Below are 21040 nucleotides of genomic sequence, written 5' to 3' on the forward strand. Positions count from 1 at the left end.
GACGACTGCAACACTTGCCGGTCTGGACACCGCGGCGATGGAGCTGCGGCGGCTCCGGCAGGACCCGAACTTGTTGCTCCCGGCCCCTTCCTCGACCCCGCCCGCTCCGCAGCCGTCCGGACAGCGCTCACGGGCTGACTTTGTGTACGTCGGGCATCGACGGGTACGGGGGTGCGGTAGATGGCCGAGTGATCGGGCAGGATGGGGTTCATGGGATCGAGTGAGCGGAATGCCGGACCGGCGGTGGAAGCTTTCGAGCAGCCGGTGGTCGCGGCGGACAAGCCTGTGGTGACAGCGGTTCCGGTCGATCGGGCCGCGCTGGAGCGGCTGGTCGGCGGGACGTTCCACGATCCGCACCAGGTGCTCGGGCCGCATCTCGGCGAGAGCGGTGTCACAGTCCGGGTGCTGCGGCCGTTCGCCCAGTCCGTCACTGTGCTGTACGACGACCAGCGCCAGGAGCTGCGGCACGAGTTCGAGGGCGTCTGGGTCGGCGTGCTCGACCTCGACAAGGTGCCCGACTACCGCCTCGAGGTGCGCTACACCGACGGCCCGGCGATCGAGCTCGACGACCCGTACCGCTACCTGCCGTCGCTCGGCGAGGTCGACCTGCACCTGATCGGCGAAGGCCGGCACGAGCAGCTGTGGACCGTGCTCGGCGCGCACGTTCGCCGGTACGAAGGCCCGTCCGGCGCCATCACGGGGACGTCGTTCGCCGTCTGGGCGCCGAACGCGCAAGGCATCCGGCTCACCGCGGACTTCAACTTCTGGGACGGCCGGGCGCATCCGCTGCGGTCGCTGGGTTCGTCCGGCGTGTGGGAGCTGTTCGTGCCGGGCGTCGGCCCGGGCACGCGGTACAAGTTCGACATCTGCGGCCGTGACGGCGTCTGGCGGCAGAAGGCCGACCCGATGGCGAACCTGGCCGAGACTCCCCCGGCGAACGCGTCCGTCGTGCACGAGTCGTCGTACGAGTGGGACGACGCCGCGTGGATCGAGCGGCGCGCCGCCTCGCACGCCTACGCCGAGCCGATGAGCGTCTACGAGGTGCACCTCGGCTCCTGGCGCAAGGGCAGGTCCTACCGGGAGCTGGCCGACGAGCTCGTTGCCTACGTCAACGAGATGGGTTTCACCCACGTCGAGCTGATGCCGGTGATGGAGCACCCGTTCGGCGGCTCGTGGGGCTACCAGGTGACGTCGTACTTCGCCCCGACCTCGCGGTTCGGCGACCCGGACGAGTTCCGCTTCCTGGTCGACAAGCTGCACCAGGCCGGGATCGGCGTGATCGTCGACTGGGTGCCGGCGCACTTCCCGAAGGACGCCTGGGCGCTGGCCCGCTTCGACGGCACCCCGCTGTACGAGCACCCGGACCCGCGGCGCGGCGAGCAGCCGGACTGGGGCACGCTGGTGTTCGACTTCGGCCGGCCGCAGGTGCGCAACTTCCTGGTCGCGAACGCGATCTACTGGGCCGAGGAGTTCCACATCGACGGCCTCCGGGTGGACGCGGTCGCGTCGATGCTCTACCTCGACTACTCCCGCAACGAGGGCGAGTGGGTGCCGAACCAGTACGGCGGCCGCGAGAACCTGGAGGCGGTCTCGTTCCTCCAGGAGATGAACGCGACGCTGTACAAGCGGGTCCCCGGCGTGATCACGGTGGCCGAGGAGTCCACCTCGTGGCCCGGTGTCACCCGCGCGACGCACCTGGGCGGGCTCGGCTTCGGGTTCAAGTGGAACATGGGCTGGATGAACGACTCGCTGCGCTACCTCGAGCACGAGCCGATCCACCGGCAGTACCACCACCACGAGCTGACGTTCTCGATGATGTACGCCTACTCGGAGAACTTCGTGCTCCCGCTGTCGCACGACGAAGTTGTCCACGGCAAGGGTTCGCTGCTGCGGAAGATGCCCGGCGACCGCTGGCAGCAGCTGGCGAACCTGCGCGCGTACCTGGCGATGATGTGGGCGCACCCGGGCAAGCAGCTGCTGTTCATGGGCTGTGAGTTCGGCCAGGAGTCGGAATGGTCCGAGAAGGGCGAGCTCGACTGGTGGCTGCTGGACCACGCCGACCACCGCGGCCTGCAGCAGCTGGTCCGCGACCTGAACGGCGTCTACCGCGACACCGCGGCGCTGTGGCGCACCGACCACGCGCCGGAGAAGTTCACCTGGATCGACGCCAACGACGCCGGCAACAACGTGTTCTCCTTCGTCCGGTACGGCGACGAGGGCGAGCCGACGATCGCGTGCGTCGCCAACTTCTCCGCGGTCCCGCACCACGGCTACCGCCTGGGCCTCCCGTACGGCGGCGAGTGGCAGGAGGCGGTGAACACCGACGCCGACGTGTACGGCGGTTCCGGGGTCGGCAACTTCGGCAGCGTCACCGCCGACGGGCCCAGCTGGCACGGCATGGAGACCAGCACCGAGCTGACCGTCCCACCCCTGGCGACGGTGTACTTGCGCCACACCGGGTAGCGTTCAGGGGTGACCGCCGTTTCCCCACTGACCGATGGTGAGTTGACGCTGCGCGTGTCGCGGCAGAACCAGCAGACGGTGACCTTCGACGTCGAGCACGACGGCCCGGTGGGCACTGTCGAGGTACGGCGGACTACGCAGGGTGTCGGCCTGGTCACCTGGGCGATGGACGGCGGCCCCGAGACCGCCCAGCGCGCGGTCCGGCTGGTGTCCGAGTACGCCTTCGACGAGCTCGGCCTGGAGCGGTTGCAGGTCGAGGTGGATCCGGAGATCCACGCGTCGGCGCGGGTCGCGATCCGGTCCGGCTTCCGGCGCGAGGGGATCCTGCGCGGCGCCGCCCTGGTCGAGGACGAGCGCCGCGACGTGGCCGTCTACGGGATGCGCAAGGACGACCCGCGCCCGGACACGCTGACCGGCTGGACGGCTCTGATGGACTCCGCGCTGCCGAAGAAGCGGGTCATCGCGCATGTGGTCGTGCGGGACACCGCCGGCCGGGTGCTGCTGTGCCAGGTCAGCTACAAGAAGGACCTGGAGCTGCCCGGTGGTGTGGTCGAGCCGGACGAGGATCCGGCGACCGGGGCGTTGCGGGAGATGGAGGAGGAGGTCGGAGTCGCGCTGCCGCTGGTCGGCGTACTCGCGATCGACTGGCTGCCGCGCTGGGAGGGCTGGGGCGACGCCATCGAGATCCTGTACGACGGCGGCGTCCACGACCCGTCGCTGATCGACACCCTGCAGCCGGACGGCTTCGAGATCCGCAGCGTGGCCTGGCACGAGCCGGACGCCCTGGCAGGGCTGGTGTCCCCGCTGAACGCGCGCCGGCTGCCGCTCGTCCTCGCCAAGCCGACGATCCTGCACAACCTGCGCGACGGGAACCCGATCAGCCAGCCAGCCGGTTGAGGTTGCCGACGCACCAGGCGTAGTGGCCGTCGCCGGCGTCGGCGTCGTAGATGGTCGCGGTGGTGATGGCGTACGCCGCCCGGTACAGGTACATCCGTTCCCGGTCGTGCCCGAGTGCCTCGAAGCGGTCGAGCAGCAGGTTGTCGAGCCGCTGCGCGTCCGGGCCGTACATGTCGAAGAACCCGGCGGCCAGCGCGGCGTCGAAGGTGTTGTCACCGGCCGTCGAGTAGAAGCCCCAGTCCAGTACGGCGGCTGTCCGCGGACCGTCCATCAGCAGGTTCGGCGGGCAGATGTCACCGTGGACGACACTCAGCCGATCCGGCTCGATCGTTGCCAGGCGGGTCGTGAGGCGTTCCAGACGCTCGTCGAAGTCGGGGACGTCGCGCTTGAGGTGGTGGTGAGACTCGGCGGCGCGACGCCGTACCAGAGCTGCCAGCGCCTCGCCCCAGGACAGGTCGGCGCGCCAGAACGGCTGGTTGAGCACGGGCAGCGCCTTGCTCGCCGGGCCGGCTGTGGTCGTGCCGAGCGCCTCGACCACGGCGACGAACGCGTCGAGCGCCTGCTGCTCGGTGAGTCCGGCGTCCTGGAGCGCCGTACCGGTCAGCTTGTCCTCGACGCTGACGGCCAGCCCCTCGTCGTCCGCGCTGATCTCGCGGAGCCGCGGCGTACGGAACGGGAGCGGCGGCAACTCGTCGAGAAACGCCTGCAGCGGGCGTACGTCGTCCGGCCGCCGGTCGAACCAGGTCTTGCGCACCCGTCCGTCACCGAGGTCGTAGACGGCGCCTTCCATCCCCTGGCCGATCAGCTCCACCTGGGGCACTCTGCCAAACCCGAGGCGGCCGGGCCAACTGGATTAGCGCACCAGGCGGATCGTCAGCGGGTAGCGGTACTCCCGTCCGCTGGACGCGGCCATGGTGGCCAGGACGATCACCACCAGCGCCGCGACCGCGCCGATCAGCACCAGCGGGATGATGATCAGCACGCCCAGGCCGAACGTGATCAGGATCAGCACCACCGCGACCGCGGTGTAGATCAGCAACGACAGCTGGAAGTTCAGCGACTCCAGCGCGTGCCGCCGGACGAAGTCGGACCGGTACCGGTACACCAGCCAGATCACCAGCGGGCACAGGAATCCCATCGCGAACCAGGCCGCGACCAACACCCCGACGTGGGCCACCATCCCCCACGTCCGCTCTTCCGAGGCCGACAGCGGCGGCCCGGCTCCAGGCGCACTCATACTCCAGTCAAACACGCCTGACAACGCCGGTCACCGATTCCTTTCCGGCCGCACGCCGGTCTGTATGCCGAACGGTTTGTCGACGGAAGGGCGGCGAGGATGCCGAGCAAGGAGTCGGAAGCGGTACGGCGGCACTGGGAGGCGGCCCGCGTCACGCAGGCGTCGGACCGGGAGGCGGGCGACCACGCGTGGGCGGGCCTGACCAGCGAGCCGCCGGGGGTGGACTACCTCGCGGTGGACGACCTGCCTGCGCTGTGGGCCGTGCCGAAGGACGCACCACCGGACCGGGTGCTGCTGTGCATGCACGGCGGCGGGTTCGTCGGCGGGTCTCGGTACTCGCACCGGAAGCTGTTCGGGCACCTGGCTCGGGCGGTCGGGGCGCGGGCGCTGGTCTTCGACTACCGGCTGGCGCCTGAGCACGTGCATCCGGCGCAGGTCGAGGATGCGGTCGCTGCGTATCAGTGGCTGCTGGAGCAGGGCGTCGAGGCGGTCGCGTTCTGCGGCGACTCGTGCGGTGGCGGCCTGGCGATCACCACGCAACTGCGAGCCCGGGAGCTCGGGCTGCCACTGCCGGTTGCCACGCTGGCGATCTCTCCGTGGGTGGACATGGAGGTGAGTGGTTCGTCGTACGACGCCAACCGGGAGCGGGACGCGTTCTTCCACCGGGAGCTCGTGCTGGGGCTGGTGGACACGTTCCTCGGGCCGGACGGGGATCCGCGGGATCCGCTGGCCAACCCGCTGTACGGGAAGCTGGCCGGGTTCGGGCCGATCTACATCCAGGTGGGCGGGGACGAGGTGCTGGTGGACGATGCTCGGCTGCTTGCCTCGCACGCCCGCGCGGCCGGGGTCGACGTACGGCTGGATGTGTTTCCGGACATGCAGCACACCTTCCAGATGGCGGCCGGGCGGGCGCCGGAGGCCGACGACGCGATTCACCGGCTGGCCGAGTGGGTTCGGCCGCGCTTGCTGTACACAGGGAAGCGTGATGACGGGCAGGTCTGAGTTCGAGCGCCGTACCGAGCCGTTCCGGAAGGAGCTGCTGGCGCACTGCTACCGGATGCTCGCGTCGGTCGACGAGGCCGAGGATCTCGTCCAGGAGACCTATCTGCGCGCGTGGCGCTCGTACTCGTCCTTCGAGGGGCGGTCGTCGCTGCGGGTCTGGCTGTACCGGATCGCGACCAACGCCTGCCTGACCGCGCTCGAGCAGCGCGGCAGGCGGGCGCTCCCGTCCGGCCTCGGGGCGCCGGGTCACGACCCCACCGGTCCCGCGTCGCCGACGGACGTCGCGTGGGTCGATCCGCTTCCGGACTCGCTGGCGTCCCTTGATCCCGAGACCGTCGTGACCACGCGGGAGAGCCTCCGGCTGGCACTCATCGCGGCGCTGCAACACCTCGCGCCGAAGCAGCGCGCCGTACTGATCCTGCGCGAGGTGCTCGCCTTCCCGGCCGCGGAGGTCGCGGTCATGCTCGACACCACGGTCGCGGCCGTGAAGAGCACCCTGCAACGAGCCCGCGCCCGCCTGGACGAGGCCGCACCGGACCGCTCGTCGGTCATCGAGCCCACCGACCCGCGGGCCCGTGCGCTGCTCGACACCTACATCGAGGGCTTCGAGAAGGCCGATGTCGCCGCGCTTGAACGCGCCCTCCGCGTGGACGCAGCCATCGAGCTGGTCGGCACCAGCACCTGGTTCGCCGGCCGCGTAACCTGCCTGCGCTTGCTGGAACAGGCAGTCGGCTCCCCCGGCGACTGGCGCATGATCGGTACGACGGCCAACGGCCAGCCGGCCGCGGCTGCCTATGTCCGGGACGCCGATGGGGTCCATCAGGCCTTCGGTCTCGCCGTCCTCACACCCACGCCCACGGGTCTGACGCACATCTACGTCTTCAGCGCGCCTGAACTCGTGACCAGGTTCGGCCTGCCGCTTCAGCTGTCGTCGGCGTGAGTGAGGACAGTCGACTGCGCCCAGGAGGTCGTGCTGAGGATGGCCAGGGCAAGGATTGCGAGACCTAGGACTGCGACCGGCCACCAGACCCGGTGTTCGGCCATCGTGAATGCTTGCGGGCCGGCCGAGGCCGTGGAGCCGATGATCGCGCCCGCGACTGCTACGCCGAAGGTAGTGCCGGTCTGGCGGGCCGCCGAGGCGACGGAGGCGGCCAGGCCGACCATCGAGGTGGGCATGCCGGAGACTGCCGAGTTGGTGATCGGTGGATTGACCGTGCCGAGGAAGATGCCGAAGAGCAGGTAGACGGCGAGCACGATCGGCAGCGGAGTCGTCGCGCCGATCCAGAGCGAGGCGCCGGCGCCGAGGGCGAGCGCCGTACCGGCCACTGCGAGCGGAAGCCGAGGACCTCGGCTGCCCACGATGCGGCCGGTGAACGGCGAGAGCACCATGATCAGCGCTCCGACCGGGAGCAGGCAAAGCCCGGCGGTGAGGGCCGGCAATCCGCGGATGTTCTGCAGGTAAAGCGTGGTGACGAACAGGAACGCGCCGAAACCGCAGAGCGCGAACAGCGCCATCAGGATCGCCGAGCTGAACGGGACACTGCGGAACAGCCGCAACTCCAGCAACGGATCAGCTCTGCGCGCTTCGTAGCCGAGCAGGCTCACCGCCGCGAGTACGGCGAGGCACAGCAGGCCGATGATCACCGGGGACGTCCAGCCCAGACTGCCTGCCTCGATGATCGCGTACACGACGCTGCCAAGGAGCAGTATCACCAGCAACTGGCCGATCGGATCGACGCGGCGTGCGCGGGTCGCGCGGGACTCCGGCACGAACAGGGCGGTGGAGACGATCGCCGCCGCGACGATCGGCAGATTCACCCAGAACACCGCCCGCCACCCGAACCCGTCGACCAGCGCACCACCGAGAATCGGACCCAACGCCAGTGCCAGCCCGGACATCGCGCCGAACACCCCGATCGCCCGAGCCCGCTCCACCCGGTCCGGGAACGTCGTGGCCACGATCGCCATCGCCACCGGATTCAGCATCGTGCCGCCGATCGCCTGCAGCGCCCGTGCCCCGATCAGCCACCCGATCCCCGGCGCCAGCCCACACACCAGCGACCCCAGCCCGAACAACGCCAGCCCGGTCAGGAACACCCGACGCCGCCCGACCCGGTCGGCGGTGGACCCGGCCAGCAACAGAAAGCTCGCCAGCACCAGCGTGTAGGCGTCCACCGTCCACTGCAGCCCGGACATCGAGGCGCCCAGATCACTCCGGATCGACGGCAACGCCACGTTGACGATGGAAATGTCCATCACCACCACGACGATGCTGGCGCAGCAGATCGCCAGCACGCCCCGCCGGCGCCGCCGACTCAGCTCACCGGACGCCGCCAGTTGGACCGCTGGAGCACTCATATCCACGACGCTAGGATTTGGAGCGTGCTCGAAGTCAACCGATCCACATCATCCGAAGCCGGCGTGAGTATTGCCGAGGCGGCTCGGCGGACCGGGGTGAGCGTGCACACCCTGCGGTACTACGAGCGCGCCGGGCTGGTCGTCACCACCGTGGACCGGACGGCCGGCAACCGCCGCCGCTACCGGCAACTCGACCTGGACTGGATCAACGTCTGCACCCGCCTGCGCGCCACCGGCATGCCGATCCGAACGATCCGCGCGTACGCCGACCTCGTGTCCGCCGGCCGGGGCAACGAGAAGGACCGGCTGGAGCTCCTCGAGACCCACCGCGCCGAGGTCCTCGCGAAACTCGCCGAGCTCCAGGACAACCTCGAGCTCATCGACCACAAGATCGACGTCTACCGGGGCCGCCTGCAAGCCGGCACCGCCGACATGCTCTGGGCGGGTCTCAGTCCGGAAGACCAGCCAAGCGGTGGCTGAGGAAGCGCCGTTCAGTCTCGTTCGCCGTCAGCGTGATCGCCAAGTGGTACGCGTCGGCCGCTTCGGCCACCCGGCCGAGGCGAGCGAGGACATCGGCTCGCGCCGCGGGCAGGTACGCGTAGGACTTCAGCGCAGACTCGTTGCTGAGAGCATCTAGCTCGGCCAGGACCTGGTCGAGGTCGGCCCCCGGGACGAGACTGCGCGCGGCAGCCCGGTTGAGCGCGACGATGGGCGTCGGCCAGCTGATCATCATCGCGTCGTACATCCGCACGACCTGGCCCCAGTCCGTCTTCTCCCACGACGGCGCGGTCACGTGCAGTCCCGCCACAGCTGCCTGCAGCGCGAACCTCCCCTGTCCCCGCTCCAGCGCGGCCGTCGCCCGGGACACACCTTCGGCCAGCATCCGGATGTCCCACCGCGACCGGTCCTGGTCCGCCAGCAGCACCAGCTCCCCGTCCTCGCTCACCCGCGCGTCCCCCCGCGCCTCCGTCATCAACAGCAAACCCAGCAACGCCTGCGGCTCCGCCTCGTTCGGCATCAACCGCACCAGCATCCGTGCCAGCTCCACCGCCCGCCCGGTCAGGTCCGTCCGCGTCAACTCGGACCCAGCCGCCACATGCCCAGCCGTGTAGACCAGATGCACCACCGTCAGTACGGCGTCCAGCCGCGCCGGCAACTCCTCGTCGGCCGGGATCCGGTACGGGATCGAGGCCGCCGCGATCTTCTTCTTCGCCCGGGTGATCCGCGCAGCCGCCGTCGGCTCGCTGATCAGCAGGCCGGCCGCCACCTCGCGCGTGGTCAGGCCGCAGATCAGCCGCAACGTCAACGCCACCTGCGAGTCCCGCGCCAGCGCCGGGTGGCAGCAGGTGAACACCAGCCGCAGCGGGTCCGTCGGCTGCTCCACGTCGTCCGGCGCGACCGGATCCTCGACCAGCAACGGAAGCTTCCGCCGCAGGTTCGTCTCCCGCCGCATCCGGTCCAGGGCGAGCCGCCGCGCGACCGTGGTCAGCCAGCCACCTGGGTTGGCGGGGATGCCGTCCGGCCAGGTCCGCAATGCTTGGACGAACGCGTCCTGCGTGCAGTCCTCGGCCAGGTCCAGGTCCCGCGTCAGCCGCACCACCGACACGAGCACCGTGGACCAGCTCTCCCGATGCGCCCGGTCGACTACTCGGGCCACCTCGACCGGCGCAGGCGGGTACGCCGACGGTGGAAGGTCCGTCGGGGCACCCGGCTGCTGCGCCATGTCAGGCCGGTTCTGTCAGGCCGGCGGGGTCAGGCCGGGGGCTCGGCGTCGCCCGAGGTGGGCATCACGGGGCGGACCTCGACGTTCCCCGACGGGCAGATCTTGGCGAGCTCGAGCGCCTGGTCGAGGTCGCGCGCCTCGATCACGTAGAAGCCGCCGAGCGCCTCCTTGGTCTCGATGAACGGCCCGTCGGTGACCAGCGGCTCGGCGCCCTCGCGCTGCCGCACCGTGCTCGCGGTGCTCGACCGCTCCAGCGCCTCGCCACCGAGGATCCGCGCCCCGGCCTTCTCCACTGCCTCGGTGAACGCGCCGTGCAGCTTCATCGCCTGCTGCCAATCCTCCGGCGTGATGTTGTCGTACCACTCTTCGCTGTCGAACAGCAGGAACATGTACTGCGCCATCTCCGGCTCCCTCGTCTAGGGCTTGTACTGAACATCTTGCTGACGATCGGCACCCGGCGGAATCGACAACACCCGACAGGACTTTTCCAATCCTGCCCTTCCCGTACTGTTGACTGGGTACTCAACACGGTGACTCAGGAGGCGGCTCGTGGAGCATCTGGATGTGCTTGTCGTCGGTGCCGGGCTGTCCGGGATCGGGGCCGGGTACCGGATCCAGACGCAGAGTCCGGAGCGCTCGTACGCGATCCTCGAGGCGCGGGACAGCATCGGCGGCACCTGGGACCTGTTCCGCTACCCCGGCGTCCGGTCGGACTCCGACATGTTCACGCTCGGCTTCCCGTTCCACCCCTGGAAGGCGGCCAAGGCGATCGCGGACGGTCCGGCGATCCTCGACTACCTGCACGAGACCGCGGCCGCCTACGGCATCGACAAGCACATCCGGTTCGGCGAGCGCGTCGTACGGGCGTCGTGGTCGTCAGCGGATGCGCGGTGGACCGTGGAGACGACCAAAGCGTCGTACACCTGCTCGTTCCTGTATGTGTGCAGCGGGTACTACGACTACGACTCGGGCTACGTGGTCGACTTCCCCGGGCAGAATGAGTTCCAGGGCCAGGTGGTGCATCCGCAGCACTGGCCGGAGGACCTGGACTACTCGGGGAAGCGAGTAGTCGTGATCGGCAGCGGCGCGACGGCTGTGACACTCGTACCCGCCATGGCGAGTACGGCGGAGCACGTCACGATGCTGCAGCGCTCGCCGAGCTACGTCGCGTCGAGGCCTGCCCATGACGCGTTGTCCGACCGGCTGCGCGCCGTACTGCCGGAGAAGCTTGCGCACCGGCTGATCCGGGGCAAGAACGTTGCCTTCAGCTCAGCGGTCTACAGCGCGTTCCGGCGGTGGCCGGCGCATGCTGCGTGGTTCCTGAACAGCACAGTGGCCAAGCAACTGCCCGCCTCGATCCCAGCGGATCCGCACTTCACCCCGCGCTACAAGCCGTGGGACCAGCGGCTGTGCCTGGTCCCGGACGCCGATCTGTTCAAGGTACTGCGCAAGGGCTCGGCCACTGTGGTCACTGACGAGATCGAGACGTTCACGCCGACCGGTCTGCGACTGCGGTCCGGCCAGGAGCTGGCGGCCGACGTGGTCGTCACCGCGACCGGACTGCGCATGGTTGCCCTGGGCAAGATCCAGCTGACGGTCGACGGTCGCGCTGTGGATCCGCACGACACGTTCGTCTACAAAGGCATGATGCTGAGCGGCGTACCCAACCTTGCTTGGTGCATCGGCTACACCAACAACTCCTGGACGCTCCGCTCGGACCTGACGTCGCAGTACGTCTGCCGTCTGCTCAACCACCTCACCGCCACCGGCACCAGCATCTGTGTGCCCGAGATCGACCAGTCCGAGTACGACGCTCCACGCCGACCGGTCGTCGATCTGTCCTCCGGCTACATCCAGCGCGCCGCGTCGATTCTTCCCCGCCAAGGCGCCCGCGGCCCGTGGCGCCTCCGCCAGAACTACCCCCGCGACCTCGTCCTCCTGCGCTTCGGCCCGATCACCGACGAGGCCATGCGCTTCAAGCCGGCTGCCTGACCGGGGTGGTGCGGCCGCTGGACGACCGCACCAGGCCGGCTACGGCAGCGGATGGGTTACGGGACCGGGCAGGCTACGGGACCGGGGCCGGAGGCTGCGGGCCGACGTACGTGGCGATCGGCCGGATGATCTTGGGGTCGGTGGACTGCTCGAGGATGTTGGCGGACCAGCCGATGACACGGCTGACGGCGAAGGTGGGGGTGAACATCGCGCGCGGCAGGCCGCAGAGCTCCATCACCACGCCGGCGTAGAACTCCACGTTGGCGTAGAGGTTGCGACCCGGCTTGAGCTCGGCGAGTACGTCGACGATTCGCTGCTCGACCGTGGTGGCGAAGTCCACCAGGTCCCCGCCCAGGCCGCGGGCGATGTCCCGCAGCATCAGCGACCGCGGGTCCTCGGTCCGGTAGACCGCGTGCCCGAACCCCATGATCCGGTCCCCCGCCGACACCTTTGCGCGAACCCACGCGTCGATCCGGTCCGGAGTGCCGATCTCGTCCAGGCTGGCCAGGGCCCGGTCCGGTGCGCCGCCGTGCAGCGGACCGGAGAACGCCCCGATCGCACCCGCGATGGCGGATACCACGTCGGCGCCGGTCGACGCGATCACCCGCGCAGTGAACGTCGACGCGTTGAACCCGTGGTCAACGGTGGCGACGAGGTAGTGCTCGATCGCGGCGGCCTGTACGGCGGTGGGCTCGGCGCCGGTCACCAGGTAGAGCCAGTTCGCCGCGGCAGTCAGGTCGGCGCGTGGCTCCAGCGGCTCCTGCCCCTCGCGGAGGCGGTACAGCGCGGCCAGGATTGTCGGCGTCACCGCGCACACCAGCATCGCGTCGGCCTTCCGGCGTACCGGATCCGCGTCCCACAGCGGCGGGAGACGCCGGACGGCGGCCAGGAGCGACAGGGCAGTGCGGAGACCGGCGAGCGGGTTGAACACCGGGCCGGCGGTCGCGATCGCGGGCAGCACGGCGCGGACCTCGTCCGGGAGCACCCGCAGCCGCGCCAGCTCGGCAACGAAGCGGTCCCGCTCGGCCGTGGTCGGGAGCCGGCCCTCGAACATCAGGAACCAGACGTCTTCGAGCGTCTTCGACTTGGCGAGGTCGATCGCCGAGTACTCGCGGTAGTGGTAGAACCCCTCGTCACCGCGGACGTCGCCGAGGGTCGTCTCGGTGACGACGACGTTGCGCAGACCAGGCGGCACATTGATCGTGGTTGACATATCTTCAGAGTTGACAGGCGATCAATGATTGTCAATATTGATCCAGTCAACATGGAGCTCGGAGGAGCGCTGGATGGGCCCGCAGAGTGACGAGAATTACCTGACGACGGCGGAGGTCGCGCGGCGGCTGAAGGTCAAGCCGGAGACGATTTACGCGTACGTGAGCCGCGGTTTGCTGACGAGTGTGCGGGCTCGGGGGCGGCGCGGCAGCTTGTTCGCGGCGGCCGAGGTCGAGCGGCTGGCGAGCAAGTCCGTCGAGCACTCCGGGGTGGTCGAGCAGATCGAGACCGAGCTGACGCTGCTGAACGACGACGAGCTGTACTACCGCGGGCATTCGGTGCGCGAGCTCGCGACCAGCCGGACGGTCGAGTCGGTGGCGCACCTGCTGTGGACCGGTGAGCTTGCCGACCAGCAGCCGTTTCCCGTCACACGCGCCTCCGTCCAGCTGGCCAGGTCGGCGATGAACGTCCTTCCTGACTCTGCACGGCTGACGGACCGTCTCCGGGTCGCGGTCACCGCCCTGGGAGCGGCTGATCCGATGCGGTTCGACCTGACGCCGCAGTCGGTGGTCCTGGCCGCGGAGAACCTGATCGGCGTCCTGGTGGCCGCACTACCCGGGCCCGTAGTAGCCGAGCGGTCGCTCGGCGCCCGGCTGTGGCCGAAGCTGTCACGGCAACCCGACCGGGCCGAGCAGGCCGGCCAGCGGCCGATCGACGGCGCCAGGGTGCTCGAGGCGGCGTTGGTTCTGTTGGCTGATCATGGGCTGGCGGTGTCGACGGTTGCGGCTCGGGTGGCGGCGAGTGCGCGGGCGAACCTGTACGCCGTGGTGTCGGCGGGACTCGGCGCCTTGGACGGGCAGTACCACGGCGCCGCGCCGACGCTGGCGTACGAGTTCCTCGAGAAGGCCCAGAGGGATCCGCTGCAGGCGTTGTCCGACCAGCTCCGGTCGGGCGAGCCGGTGCCCGGCTTCGGCCACCGGATCTACAAAGACCGCGATCCACGCGCCGAGGTGTTGCTCGACCTCCTCGCCGACCACCCGATCGTGGAGACAGTGAAGGTGCTCAGCGCGCGGATGCCGGCCTTCCCGAACAGCGACCTGGCCGTGGCCGCGATGATGCATGCCTTCGAGTTCCGGGCAGATGCCGGCGACGCGTTGTTCGCGCTCGCGCGGATCGTCGGATGGACCGCGCACGCGCTGGAGGAGTACGCGGCGCCGGCTCTGCGGTTCCGGGCTCTCGGCGTCTACACCGGGGTCAGCGGGCTTGAAGCTTGAGCAGGGTGGCGGCGCCGGGTGCCAGCTTGAGCGGGATCGGCGTGACGCCGCGGCCGGCGTAGGTCTGCGTGCGAGGGTCGAAGACGCCGACCGAGGCGACGCCGCCCGGGTTCGGCGTGACCGTGGTTCGAGCTTCGAGAGAGTGCGACCGGTTGGCGACCAGCACCCACCGATCGGCCGAGCCGTCCCGGGCAGCGAAGGTCCCCAGCACGGCAGCTGATCCGGAGACGCCGGAGATCAAGGCAGTCGGCGTGAAGCCCACCGTCCCGTTCGGGAGCGGTGTCTCATTGGCGTGTACGACGGACTCCGACACGAGCGGCTTGAGCTCACGGCCGACCTGGTGCAGCCAGGTGGTGTTGATCGTGCGCGCAGCGGCGTACCGAGGTGTACGGCGGCCGTCGACCGTGATCAACGCCGGCCCGAAGCCCTCACCGCGGGCCGCCTCCGGAGTCCAGTAGGTGAAGTACTGGATGCCCTTCGCGCCGTAGGCCAGGCTGATGTTGACCTGCCAGAGCAGCTCGGCCGCGGTCGGCTCCCGATGGTTGTCGTAGGCAAGGGTCTGGATGAACACCCAGGCCGGGATGTCGCCGTGCAGGGCCGCGTCCCGGACGATCGCCCAGTTGTGGAAGTAGTTCCCGTCCTCACGCCCCTCGGACAGCAGCGGGTACCGGTCGAACGAGATCAGCGACGGCTTCACCACGTCGACGAAGCTGCGGTAGTACGCCGGGTCGTTGGACGGGAACAGGTTGATGTAGGGCAACAGCTGCGGAGCCAGCTCGCGGGACACCGCGACCGCGCGGGCCAGCGTCCCGAACCAGCCGGCGCCCGGCTCGTCGTACAGGTTGAAGCCGGCCAGTGACGAGAACGGTCCGTAGGCGTCCCGGGCGCGGATGTAGAGCGCTCGCGCCTCGTCCGGCGTGACGCTGAGGAAGTCGGCCGGGTTGTCCGAGATCGAGAACCAGCGGGACATGTTCCGGATCTGGATGTCGTCAGAGATCAGCATCTGCAGCCCGGCGGTGCGGGCCAGGCCGAGCTGGTACTGGAAGATGTTGCCGTCGCCGGCGTAGTTGCCGGAGATGATGAAGTCGAAGCCGGCCGCCTTGATCTCGGCGTACCGCTCGGCAGTGCTCGCGTACGGGTGTGGCGGCCAGAACAACCCGATCGGGAACTCCGGCCCACCGGTCAACGGCAGGTCGTCCGGCGACGGCGCCGCAACGGCGGACGTCGAAGCACCAGACACCGAAGCGGCCACAGCCGAGGTGGTCGAGGTGGCGGCGGTCAAGGCGGTGGCCCCGGCGCCGAGCAGCAAGGCGCGACGGCTGGGACCAAGGATGCGGTGGGGGCTCTGCATGATTCTCCTCACGGGCGGGTGGACGGAGCCGGCCGAAGAGCACGGGGCCGGTCAGAAAGCTCAGGGCCGTTTGCGGTGCGACGCGACCGCCTCGGCGGTCGCGTCGAAGGCCTGTTCGGCCAGCGGGTAGTCGCGTTGCGCAACCCCGAGATAGAGGGCGTCGAGCACGAGCATCTGCACATGGCGCGCCGACATCCCGCCGGTGCGGAAGGTGACGTCCCGAGCAGCGGTCAGCAGTACGACGTCCGCGCACAACGCCAGCGGCGACCGCGGATAGTTGGTCACGGCAACGGTCGTCGCACCACCACGACCCGCGCGCTGCAACGGCTCCAGCACCTCGACCGTCTCCCCGCTGTGCGAGATGCCGATCGCAACATCACCGGGCCCGAGCAGCGCCGCGCTCGTCAACGCGTTGTGTACGTCGCTCCACGTGCTGGCCGCGCGGTCGATCCGGTGCAGCCGCAACCGCAGGTCCTCGGCGACCGACGCCGACCCCGACACGGCGTACATGTCGATCCGCCGCGCGTCGGAGATCGCCTGCACCGCCCGGCCGAGGGCGCTCACGTCGATCGACGCGACCGTGTCCTCGAGCGCGCGGGTGTCGGCCTGCAGCAGCGTGCGCAGGACGTCGTCGAGCGAGTCGTCCGGCCCGACCTCGGCACCGGTCCCGCGCTCCCAGCTGCTGCTGGTCCGTCCGGTCTCGGCCGCGAGCGCCAGCCGGAGCTCGGCGTACCCGGACAGTCCTAGGGCCAGGCAGAACCGGGTGACGCTCGGCAGTGAGGTCCCGCAGCGGGCGGCGAGCTGGCCGATCGTGGACGACGCGACGCCGGCCGGGTCCCGCAGTACCTCGGTCGCGATCCGGGCCTGGGCCGGGCTGAGCGCCGGCAGCAGCCCGTTGATCCGGGCTTCCAGGCTGGGTGACGCGACGACCACACTCATGCTCATGTGAATAATTCTCAAACCTGGAGAGCAAGAATTGCAAGAGTTCACACCCGGCCGGGACCGGACACACGAAAAGACCCCCTCGGCCACCAGTTCACCGGGCCGAGGGGGTCGAAAGCGCGTCAGGACCTCAGAAAAGCGCCGCCATCAACCGCCGGCGGGCCTTGACCACGCGCTCGTCGTCGGCGCCGACGACCTCGAAGAGCTCCAGCAGGTGCAGCCGGACGGCGTTGCGCTCGTCGCCGGCGGTCACCTGGATGGTCTTGATCAGCCGGTTGAAGGCGTCCTCGACGTGGCCGCCCATCAGGTCGACGTCGGCGACCAACTGCTGCGCCTCGACGTCCTCGGGGTTGTCGGCCGCGCGGGTCCGCACGTCCGCGGGGACGTCCTGGGTCCGCTTGACCAGCTGGACCCGGGCCAGGCCGGACTTGGCCTCGGCGTCGTTCGGGGTCTCCTTCAGCAACTCTTCGTACGCCGCGATCGCGCCGTCCAGGTCACCGGCGCCGACCGCGTTCTCCGCCTTCTCGTACCGCGGGTTCGGCGCCGGCTCTTCCTCCTCCGGCGCCTCCGCGGCCGGGCCGACCGGCTCGGCGCGCCCGGTGATGCCGTTCGCGACCGCCACTTGGAGCAGCTGGTCGAAGTACTGCCGCACCTCCGCCTCCGCGGGCGCGCCCTGGAACAGCGGGACCACCTGACCCCGCAGTACGGCGATCACCAGCGGAACCGACTGCACACCGACCGCCTGGGCCAGCTGCGGGTTCGCGTCGATGTCGATCCGGGCCAGCAGGAACTTGCCGGCGTACTCGGTGGAGAGCCGGGCCAGCACCTGGCTGAGCGCGGTCGAGCCCTGGGACCGCGGCGACCAGAACTCGACCACCACCGGGACCTGCAGCGACCGCTCGATCACGTCGGCCTGGAAGGTCGGCTCGCTCACGTTCAGCACGTACGAGCCCGCGGCGCCGCCGGCGGGCGGCGCGCCGGCCGGAGCACCGGGCGCGGCGGGAGCCCCGGCGGGACCACCCGGCGCCGGAGGCCTGCGCAGGGACGACAGATCGATCGCCCCGGGACGGGAGAAGTTCGACTGACTCACGACTGCCCTCGCATTCCGTTCACGTTCACGGGTCCATCCTCCCCGACGCGGGTCAGGCGTGGTGTGCCCGGGTCGCCAGGAGCAACCTTGCCAGGCCGCTGCGGGTGCCGGCGACGGCGATTCGGTCGCCTGGGCGGAGCACCTCGCCCTTCACTGCTGGGGACCAGTCCCAAGTGGTCCCGTCCTGGCGGGCCAGTACCCGCAGGCCGCCCGCCTCGTCCAGCTCGCCCAGCCGGAGCCCGCCCGCGACCGACCCCGGCTCGACGGTGACCTCGGTGAGCAGCAGGACCCGGCGACCGGCCGGCACGGTGACCTGGCTGCGCCGGTTGGCGACCGCCGCCGCGATCGCCGGCGCGACCAGCATCGACACCGACCGGCTGTGCCCGAGTCCGAGCCGTCGCTCGACCCGCTGGGCCAGGTCGTGGTCGAACATCCGCATCGTGATCCGCGCCTCCGGGTTCAGGTCGCGGACGACCATCGCGGACTCCAGGTTGGTGATGTCACCGTTGGTGATCGCGAGCACCGACTGCGCCCGCTGGACGCCAGCCGACCGCAGCGTCTCCTCGTTGCTGCTGTCTCCGATCACCACCGGGATCCGCAACCGGTGCGCGGTCTGTACGCCGGGGGCGTCCTCGTCGTGCTCGACCCCGACCACCGCGACGCCACGCTCGGCCAGGATCTCGAGCACGCGCGCACCGACCGTACCGAGACCGCAGACGACGACATGGTTGCGCGGCCGGCCGCGCACGCCACCGATCACCCGCGACAGCCTGGCCCCGATCAACGAGTCGACGACTACCGCGGTCAGCAGCGCCATCAGCACGATGCCGGTCAGCTGCACCAGGACCGCGGCCACCTTGGCCCACGGCTCCGCGCTGGAGAACGCGTCGTCCTCGATCCCGGCCGACGTGACGGCGCCGGCGGCGAGGTACAGCGCACGCCACCAGTCGATGTTCGGGTTCGCGATGTAGTGGGTCAGCACCGTCCCGCTGATCACCAGGAACGCCATCACCGCGGCGATCCGCCGCACCCGGCGATCGAAGACGTCGCGCATCGCCATCAGCCAGCCGGCCCGCCGTACGTCCTTGGTCCGCCAGACGCTGCGGACGCCGGTGCCGAGCACGATGTCGCCGGTCGGGTCGTCGCTGAAGGCCGGCAGCAACTCCGGAGTGGCCGACGAGGTCGTGTCGGCCAGTACGGCGAGATGCGGATCCCGAATCAGATCCGCCTGACCCGCGACCAGCCGACGGCCGCCGAGGTCGAGCCAAGTGAGCTCGTCGTCCTCCAGCGCGTCCGACACGAACGCCGGCGCCGCCAGCGACGGCCCCGAGATCACCACGCAGTCCCCGAGCAGGCTGTGCAACTGCGCACCCAACCGCGGATTGACCATCTGTACGACGATGCGCAGATCCGGATCCATGTCCCGCGCGGTCAGCGCAGTGTGGACGTTGTGGACGTCGTCGTTGTCCAGCAGCACCAGGGCACGCGCGGTCGACGGCTTCCCGTCCTTCGCATCGACACCAGCCCGCCGGAGCAGCGCCTCGCTGATCACGCGGACGCCCAGCACGTTCGCGCCGAGCTCACCGATCCGTTCGTAGTGCCGGGACGCGGGGTTGACGATCGCGGTCACCTGCTCGCCGGAGCCGACCAGTTCGGTGACGACCCGCAGCATGGTGCGGTCCGAACCGCAGACGACCACGCTCCGCTCGTCGAGCGAGGCAGGCGCGGTCGTTGCGGTCGGCTGCGGATCGGTAGTGGATTCTGCCGGTGCCTCGTCAGAAGCGGGCGGGCTCTCGGTACTCGCCCCAGAGTTCCCGAAGAACGTGACAGATTTCCCCCATCGTGGCCTCCGCACGCGCCGCCTCCAGCATGGGTTCGATGAGGTTGCCGGTCCCTCTGGCCGCCTCGACCAGCGCGGCTAGCGTACGACGGACGCGGTCCTCGTCGCGGTGCGCCTTGCGCGCCGCCAGCACCCGGCACTGCTCGATCTCGACCTCGTGGCTGACCCGGAGGATGGACAGCTCACCGGAGACCGTGTCGGTCAGGGTGTTCACCCCGACGATCTTCTTCTCGCCCTTCTCCAGCTTCTGCTGGTACTCGAACGCGGCGTCGGCGATCTCGGCCATGAACCAGCCGTCCTCGATACCGCGCAGGATGCCGCCGGTCATCGAGCCGTCCGGGCTCATCTCCTTGATCCGGGCAAAGATCTCCTCGGCCTCGGCCTCGATCGCGTCGGTGAGCGCCTCGACGTACCAGGAGCCGCCGAGCGGGTCGGCGACGTTGGTGACCCCGATCTCTTCCATCAGCACCGACTGGGTGCGCAACGCGATCTCGGCCGACTCCTCGGTCGGCAGCGCGAGCGTCTCGTCGAGCGCGTTGGTGTGCAGCGAGTTCGTCCCACCCAGCACGGCGGCGAGCGCCTCGACCGCTGTCCGTACGACGTTGTTGTACGGCTGCTGGGCGGTCAGTGACACGCCCGCGGTCTGGGTGTGGAAGCGCAACGACTGCGCCTTCTCGGTGCGCGCGCCGTACACGTCACGCAGCCAGCGGGCCCAGATCCGCCGGGCCGCGCGGAACTTCGCGATCTCCTCGAAGAAGTCCAGGTGGCTGTCGAAGAAGAACGACAGGCCGGGCGCGAACACGTCGACGTCGAGCCCTCGCGACAGGCCGAGCTCGACGTACCCGAACCCGTCGGCGAGCGTGTAGGCCAGCTCCTGCGCGGCCGTCGAGCCGGCCTCGCGGATGTGGTAGCCGGAGACGCTGAGCGGCTTGTACGCCGGGATCGTCGTCGCGCAGTACTCCATCAGGTCGCCGATCAGGCGCAGGTGCGGTTCCGGCGGGAACAGCCACTCCTTCTGCGCGATGTACTCCTTGAAGATGTCGGTCTGCAGCGTCCCGTTCAGCTTGGTCAGGTCGGCGCCCTGCCGCTCGGCCGCGACCAGGTACATCACGAACGCCGGCACGGCGGGGCCGGAGATCGTCATCGAGGTGGTGACGTCCTGCAGCGGGATGTCCTTGAACAGCCGGTCCATGTCGGCGGCGGAGTCGATCGCGACCCCGCAGTGGCCGACCTCGCCGAGCGACTTCGGGTCGTCGGAGTCGCGGCCCATCAGCGTCGGCATGTCGAAGGCGACCGACAGACCGCCGCCACCGCCGTTCAGGATCATCTTGTACCGCTCGTTGGTCTGCTCGGCGTTGCCGAAGCCGGCGAACTGGCGGATCGTCCAGGTCCGGCCGCGGTAGCCGGTCGGGTACAGGCCGCGGGTGAACGGGAACTCCCCCGGCCAGCCGATCCGCTCCATCCGCGGGTCGTCGACCCCCTCGGGCGGTCCGTAGACGGGCGCGACCTCGGTGCCGGAGAGCGTGGTGAAGTCCGCCTCCCGCTTGCGTGCCGCGTCGTACCGCTGCTGCCACCGGCTCCGGCCGGCGGCGATCTGCTCGGCATCCATCAGTCAGACCTCCTCGGGAACTGGTCCCAAAATACTAGGACGTCCAACTA

Annotated in this window: 18 protein-coding genes; 7 read left to right on the top strand and 11 right to left on the bottom strand. The window is 69.9% G+C overall.

The genetic code is table 11. The annotated features are described in order from the left end of the window. Positions 1-210: 210 nt before the first annotated feature. Positions 211-2463, top strand: a complete 2253-nt coding sequence (gene glgB, locus ACWCOV_RS02650; protein ID WP_449827464.1) for a 1,4-alpha-glucan branching protein GlgB — start codon at positions 211-213, stop codon at positions 2461-2463. Positions 2464-2472: 9 nt separating this feature from the next. Continuing rightward, a complete protein-coding gene (locus ACWCOV_RS02655; protein ID WP_449827465.1) occupies positions 2473-3360 on the top strand; it encodes an NUDIX hydrolase in 888 nt (295 codons plus the stop codon). Here ACWCOV_RS02655 and ACWCOV_RS02660 read toward each other — a convergent pair. Together ACWCOV_RS02660 and ACWCOV_RS02665 are read right to left on the bottom strand one after the other, a co-directional pair. Further along, entirely contained in the window at positions 3341-4171 is an 831-nt protein-coding gene (locus ACWCOV_RS02660) for a phosphotransferase family protein (RefSeq protein ID WP_449827466.1), read from the bottom strand. The two genes, ACWCOV_RS02655 and ACWCOV_RS02660, sit on opposite strands and share 20 nt — an antisense overlap. A gap of 42 nt (positions 4172-4213) precedes the next feature. Next, complete coding sequence (locus ACWCOV_RS02665; RefSeq protein WP_449827467.1) at positions 4214-4597, bottom strand: DUF4870 domain-containing protein; 384 nt, start codon at positions 4595-4597, stop codon at positions 4214-4216. Positions 4598-4696: 99 nt separating this feature from the next. Here ACWCOV_RS02665 and ACWCOV_RS02670 point away from each other — a divergent pair, with 99 nt between their 5' ends. Together ACWCOV_RS02670 and ACWCOV_RS02675 are read left to right on the top strand one after the other, a co-directional pair. Further along, a complete protein-coding gene (locus ACWCOV_RS02670; RefSeq protein WP_449827468.1) occupies positions 4697-5599 on the top strand; it encodes an alpha/beta hydrolase in 903 nt (300 codons plus the stop codon). Beyond that, the gene (locus ACWCOV_RS02675; protein WP_449827469.1) at positions 5583-6539 is read left to right on the top strand and encodes an RNA polymerase subunit sigma-70; all 957 of its coding nucleotides are present in this window, start codon (positions 5583-5585) and stop codon (positions 6537-6539) included. Before ACWCOV_RS02670 ends, ACWCOV_RS02675 begins: the two co-directional genes overlap by 17 nt. Here the strand turns inward: ACWCOV_RS02675 and ACWCOV_RS02680 are convergent. After that, positions 6521-7957 carry a DHA2 family efflux MFS transporter permease subunit gene (locus ACWCOV_RS02680; protein WP_449827470.1) on the bottom strand — a complete coding sequence of 479 codons (1437 nt, stop codon included), beginning with the start codon at positions 7955-7957 and terminating at the stop codon, positions 6521-6523. The two genes, ACWCOV_RS02675 and ACWCOV_RS02680, sit on opposite strands and share 19 nt — an antisense overlap. A 24-nt stretch (positions 7958-7981) precedes the next feature. Here ACWCOV_RS02680 and ACWCOV_RS02685 point away from each other — a divergent pair, with 24 nt between their 5' ends. Further along, complete coding sequence (locus ACWCOV_RS02685; protein WP_449827471.1) at positions 7982-8437, top strand: MerR family transcriptional regulator; 456 nt, start codon at positions 7982-7984, stop codon at positions 8435-8437. Here the strand turns inward: ACWCOV_RS02685 and ACWCOV_RS02690 are convergent. After that, positions 8406-9680, bottom strand: coding sequence for an RNA polymerase sigma factor (locus ACWCOV_RS02690; protein ID WP_449827472.1), 1275 nt, complete (start codon positions 9678-9680; stop codon positions 8406-8408). The two genes, ACWCOV_RS02685 and ACWCOV_RS02690, sit on opposite strands and share 32 nt — an antisense overlap. A gap of 29 nt (positions 9681-9709) precedes the next feature. Continuing rightward, positions 9710-10081: a YciI family protein gene (locus ACWCOV_RS02695; RefSeq protein ID WP_449827473.1), complete on the bottom strand. Its 372-nt coding sequence runs from the start codon at positions 10079-10081 to the stop codon at positions 9710-9712. A 148-nt stretch (positions 10082-10229) separates the two neighbouring features. Between ACWCOV_RS02695 and ACWCOV_RS02700 the strand changes: the two genes are divergently transcribed. Next, positions 10230-11672, top strand: a complete 1443-nt coding sequence (locus tag ACWCOV_RS02700; protein WP_449827474.1) for a flavin-containing monooxygenase — start codon at positions 10230-10232, stop codon at positions 11670-11672. A 73-nt stretch (positions 11673-11745) separates the two neighbouring features. Here ACWCOV_RS02700 and ACWCOV_RS02705 read toward each other — a convergent pair whose 3' ends face one another. Continuing rightward, complete coding sequence (locus ACWCOV_RS02705; RefSeq protein WP_449827475.1) at positions 11746-12885, bottom strand: citrate/2-methylcitrate synthase; 1140 nt, start codon at positions 12883-12885, stop codon at positions 11746-11748. A 73-nt stretch (positions 12886-12958) separates the two neighbouring features. Between ACWCOV_RS02705 and ACWCOV_RS02710 the strand changes: the two genes are divergently transcribed. Further along, positions 12959-14158, top strand: a complete 1200-nt coding sequence (locus ACWCOV_RS02710) for a citrate/2-methylcitrate synthase (RefSeq protein ID WP_449827476.1) — start codon at positions 12959-12961, stop codon at positions 14156-14158. Here ACWCOV_RS02710 and ACWCOV_RS02715 read toward each other — a convergent pair. From ACWCOV_RS02715 to ACWCOV_RS02735, 5 genes are all read right to left on the bottom strand, one after another. After that, the gene (locus ACWCOV_RS02715; protein ID WP_449827477.1) at positions 14139-15509 is read right to left on the bottom strand and encodes a hypothetical protein; all 1371 of its coding nucleotides are present in this window, start codon (positions 15507-15509) and stop codon (positions 14139-14141) included. The genes ACWCOV_RS02710 and ACWCOV_RS02715 overlap by 20 nt on opposite strands. Before the next feature lie 60 nt (positions 15510-15569). Then, positions 15570-16454: a MurR/RpiR family transcriptional regulator gene (locus ACWCOV_RS02720; protein ID WP_449827478.1), complete on the bottom strand. Its 885-nt coding sequence runs from the start codon at positions 16452-16454 to the stop codon at positions 15570-15572. A 127-nt stretch (positions 16455-16581) separates the two neighbouring features. Continuing rightward, positions 16582-17541, bottom strand: a complete 960-nt coding sequence (locus ACWCOV_RS02725; protein ID WP_449827479.1) for a co-chaperone YbbN — start codon at positions 17539-17541, stop codon at positions 16582-16584. Positions 17542-17593: 52 nt separating this feature from the next. Continuing rightward, positions 17594-19240, bottom strand: a complete 1647-nt coding sequence (locus ACWCOV_RS02730) for an NAD-binding protein (RefSeq protein ID WP_449827480.1) — start codon at positions 19238-19240, stop codon at positions 17594-17596. Positions 19241-19316: 76 nt separating this feature from the next. After that, the gene (locus ACWCOV_RS02735; protein WP_449827481.1) at positions 19317-20990 is read right to left on the bottom strand and encodes an acyl-CoA mutase large subunit family protein; all 1674 of its coding nucleotides are present in this window, start codon (positions 20988-20990) and stop codon (positions 19317-19319) included. Between the last annotated feature and the right edge of the window lie 50 nt (positions 20991-21040).

It is taken from the genome of Kribbella sp. NPDC002412 (genome assembly GCF_053592935.1).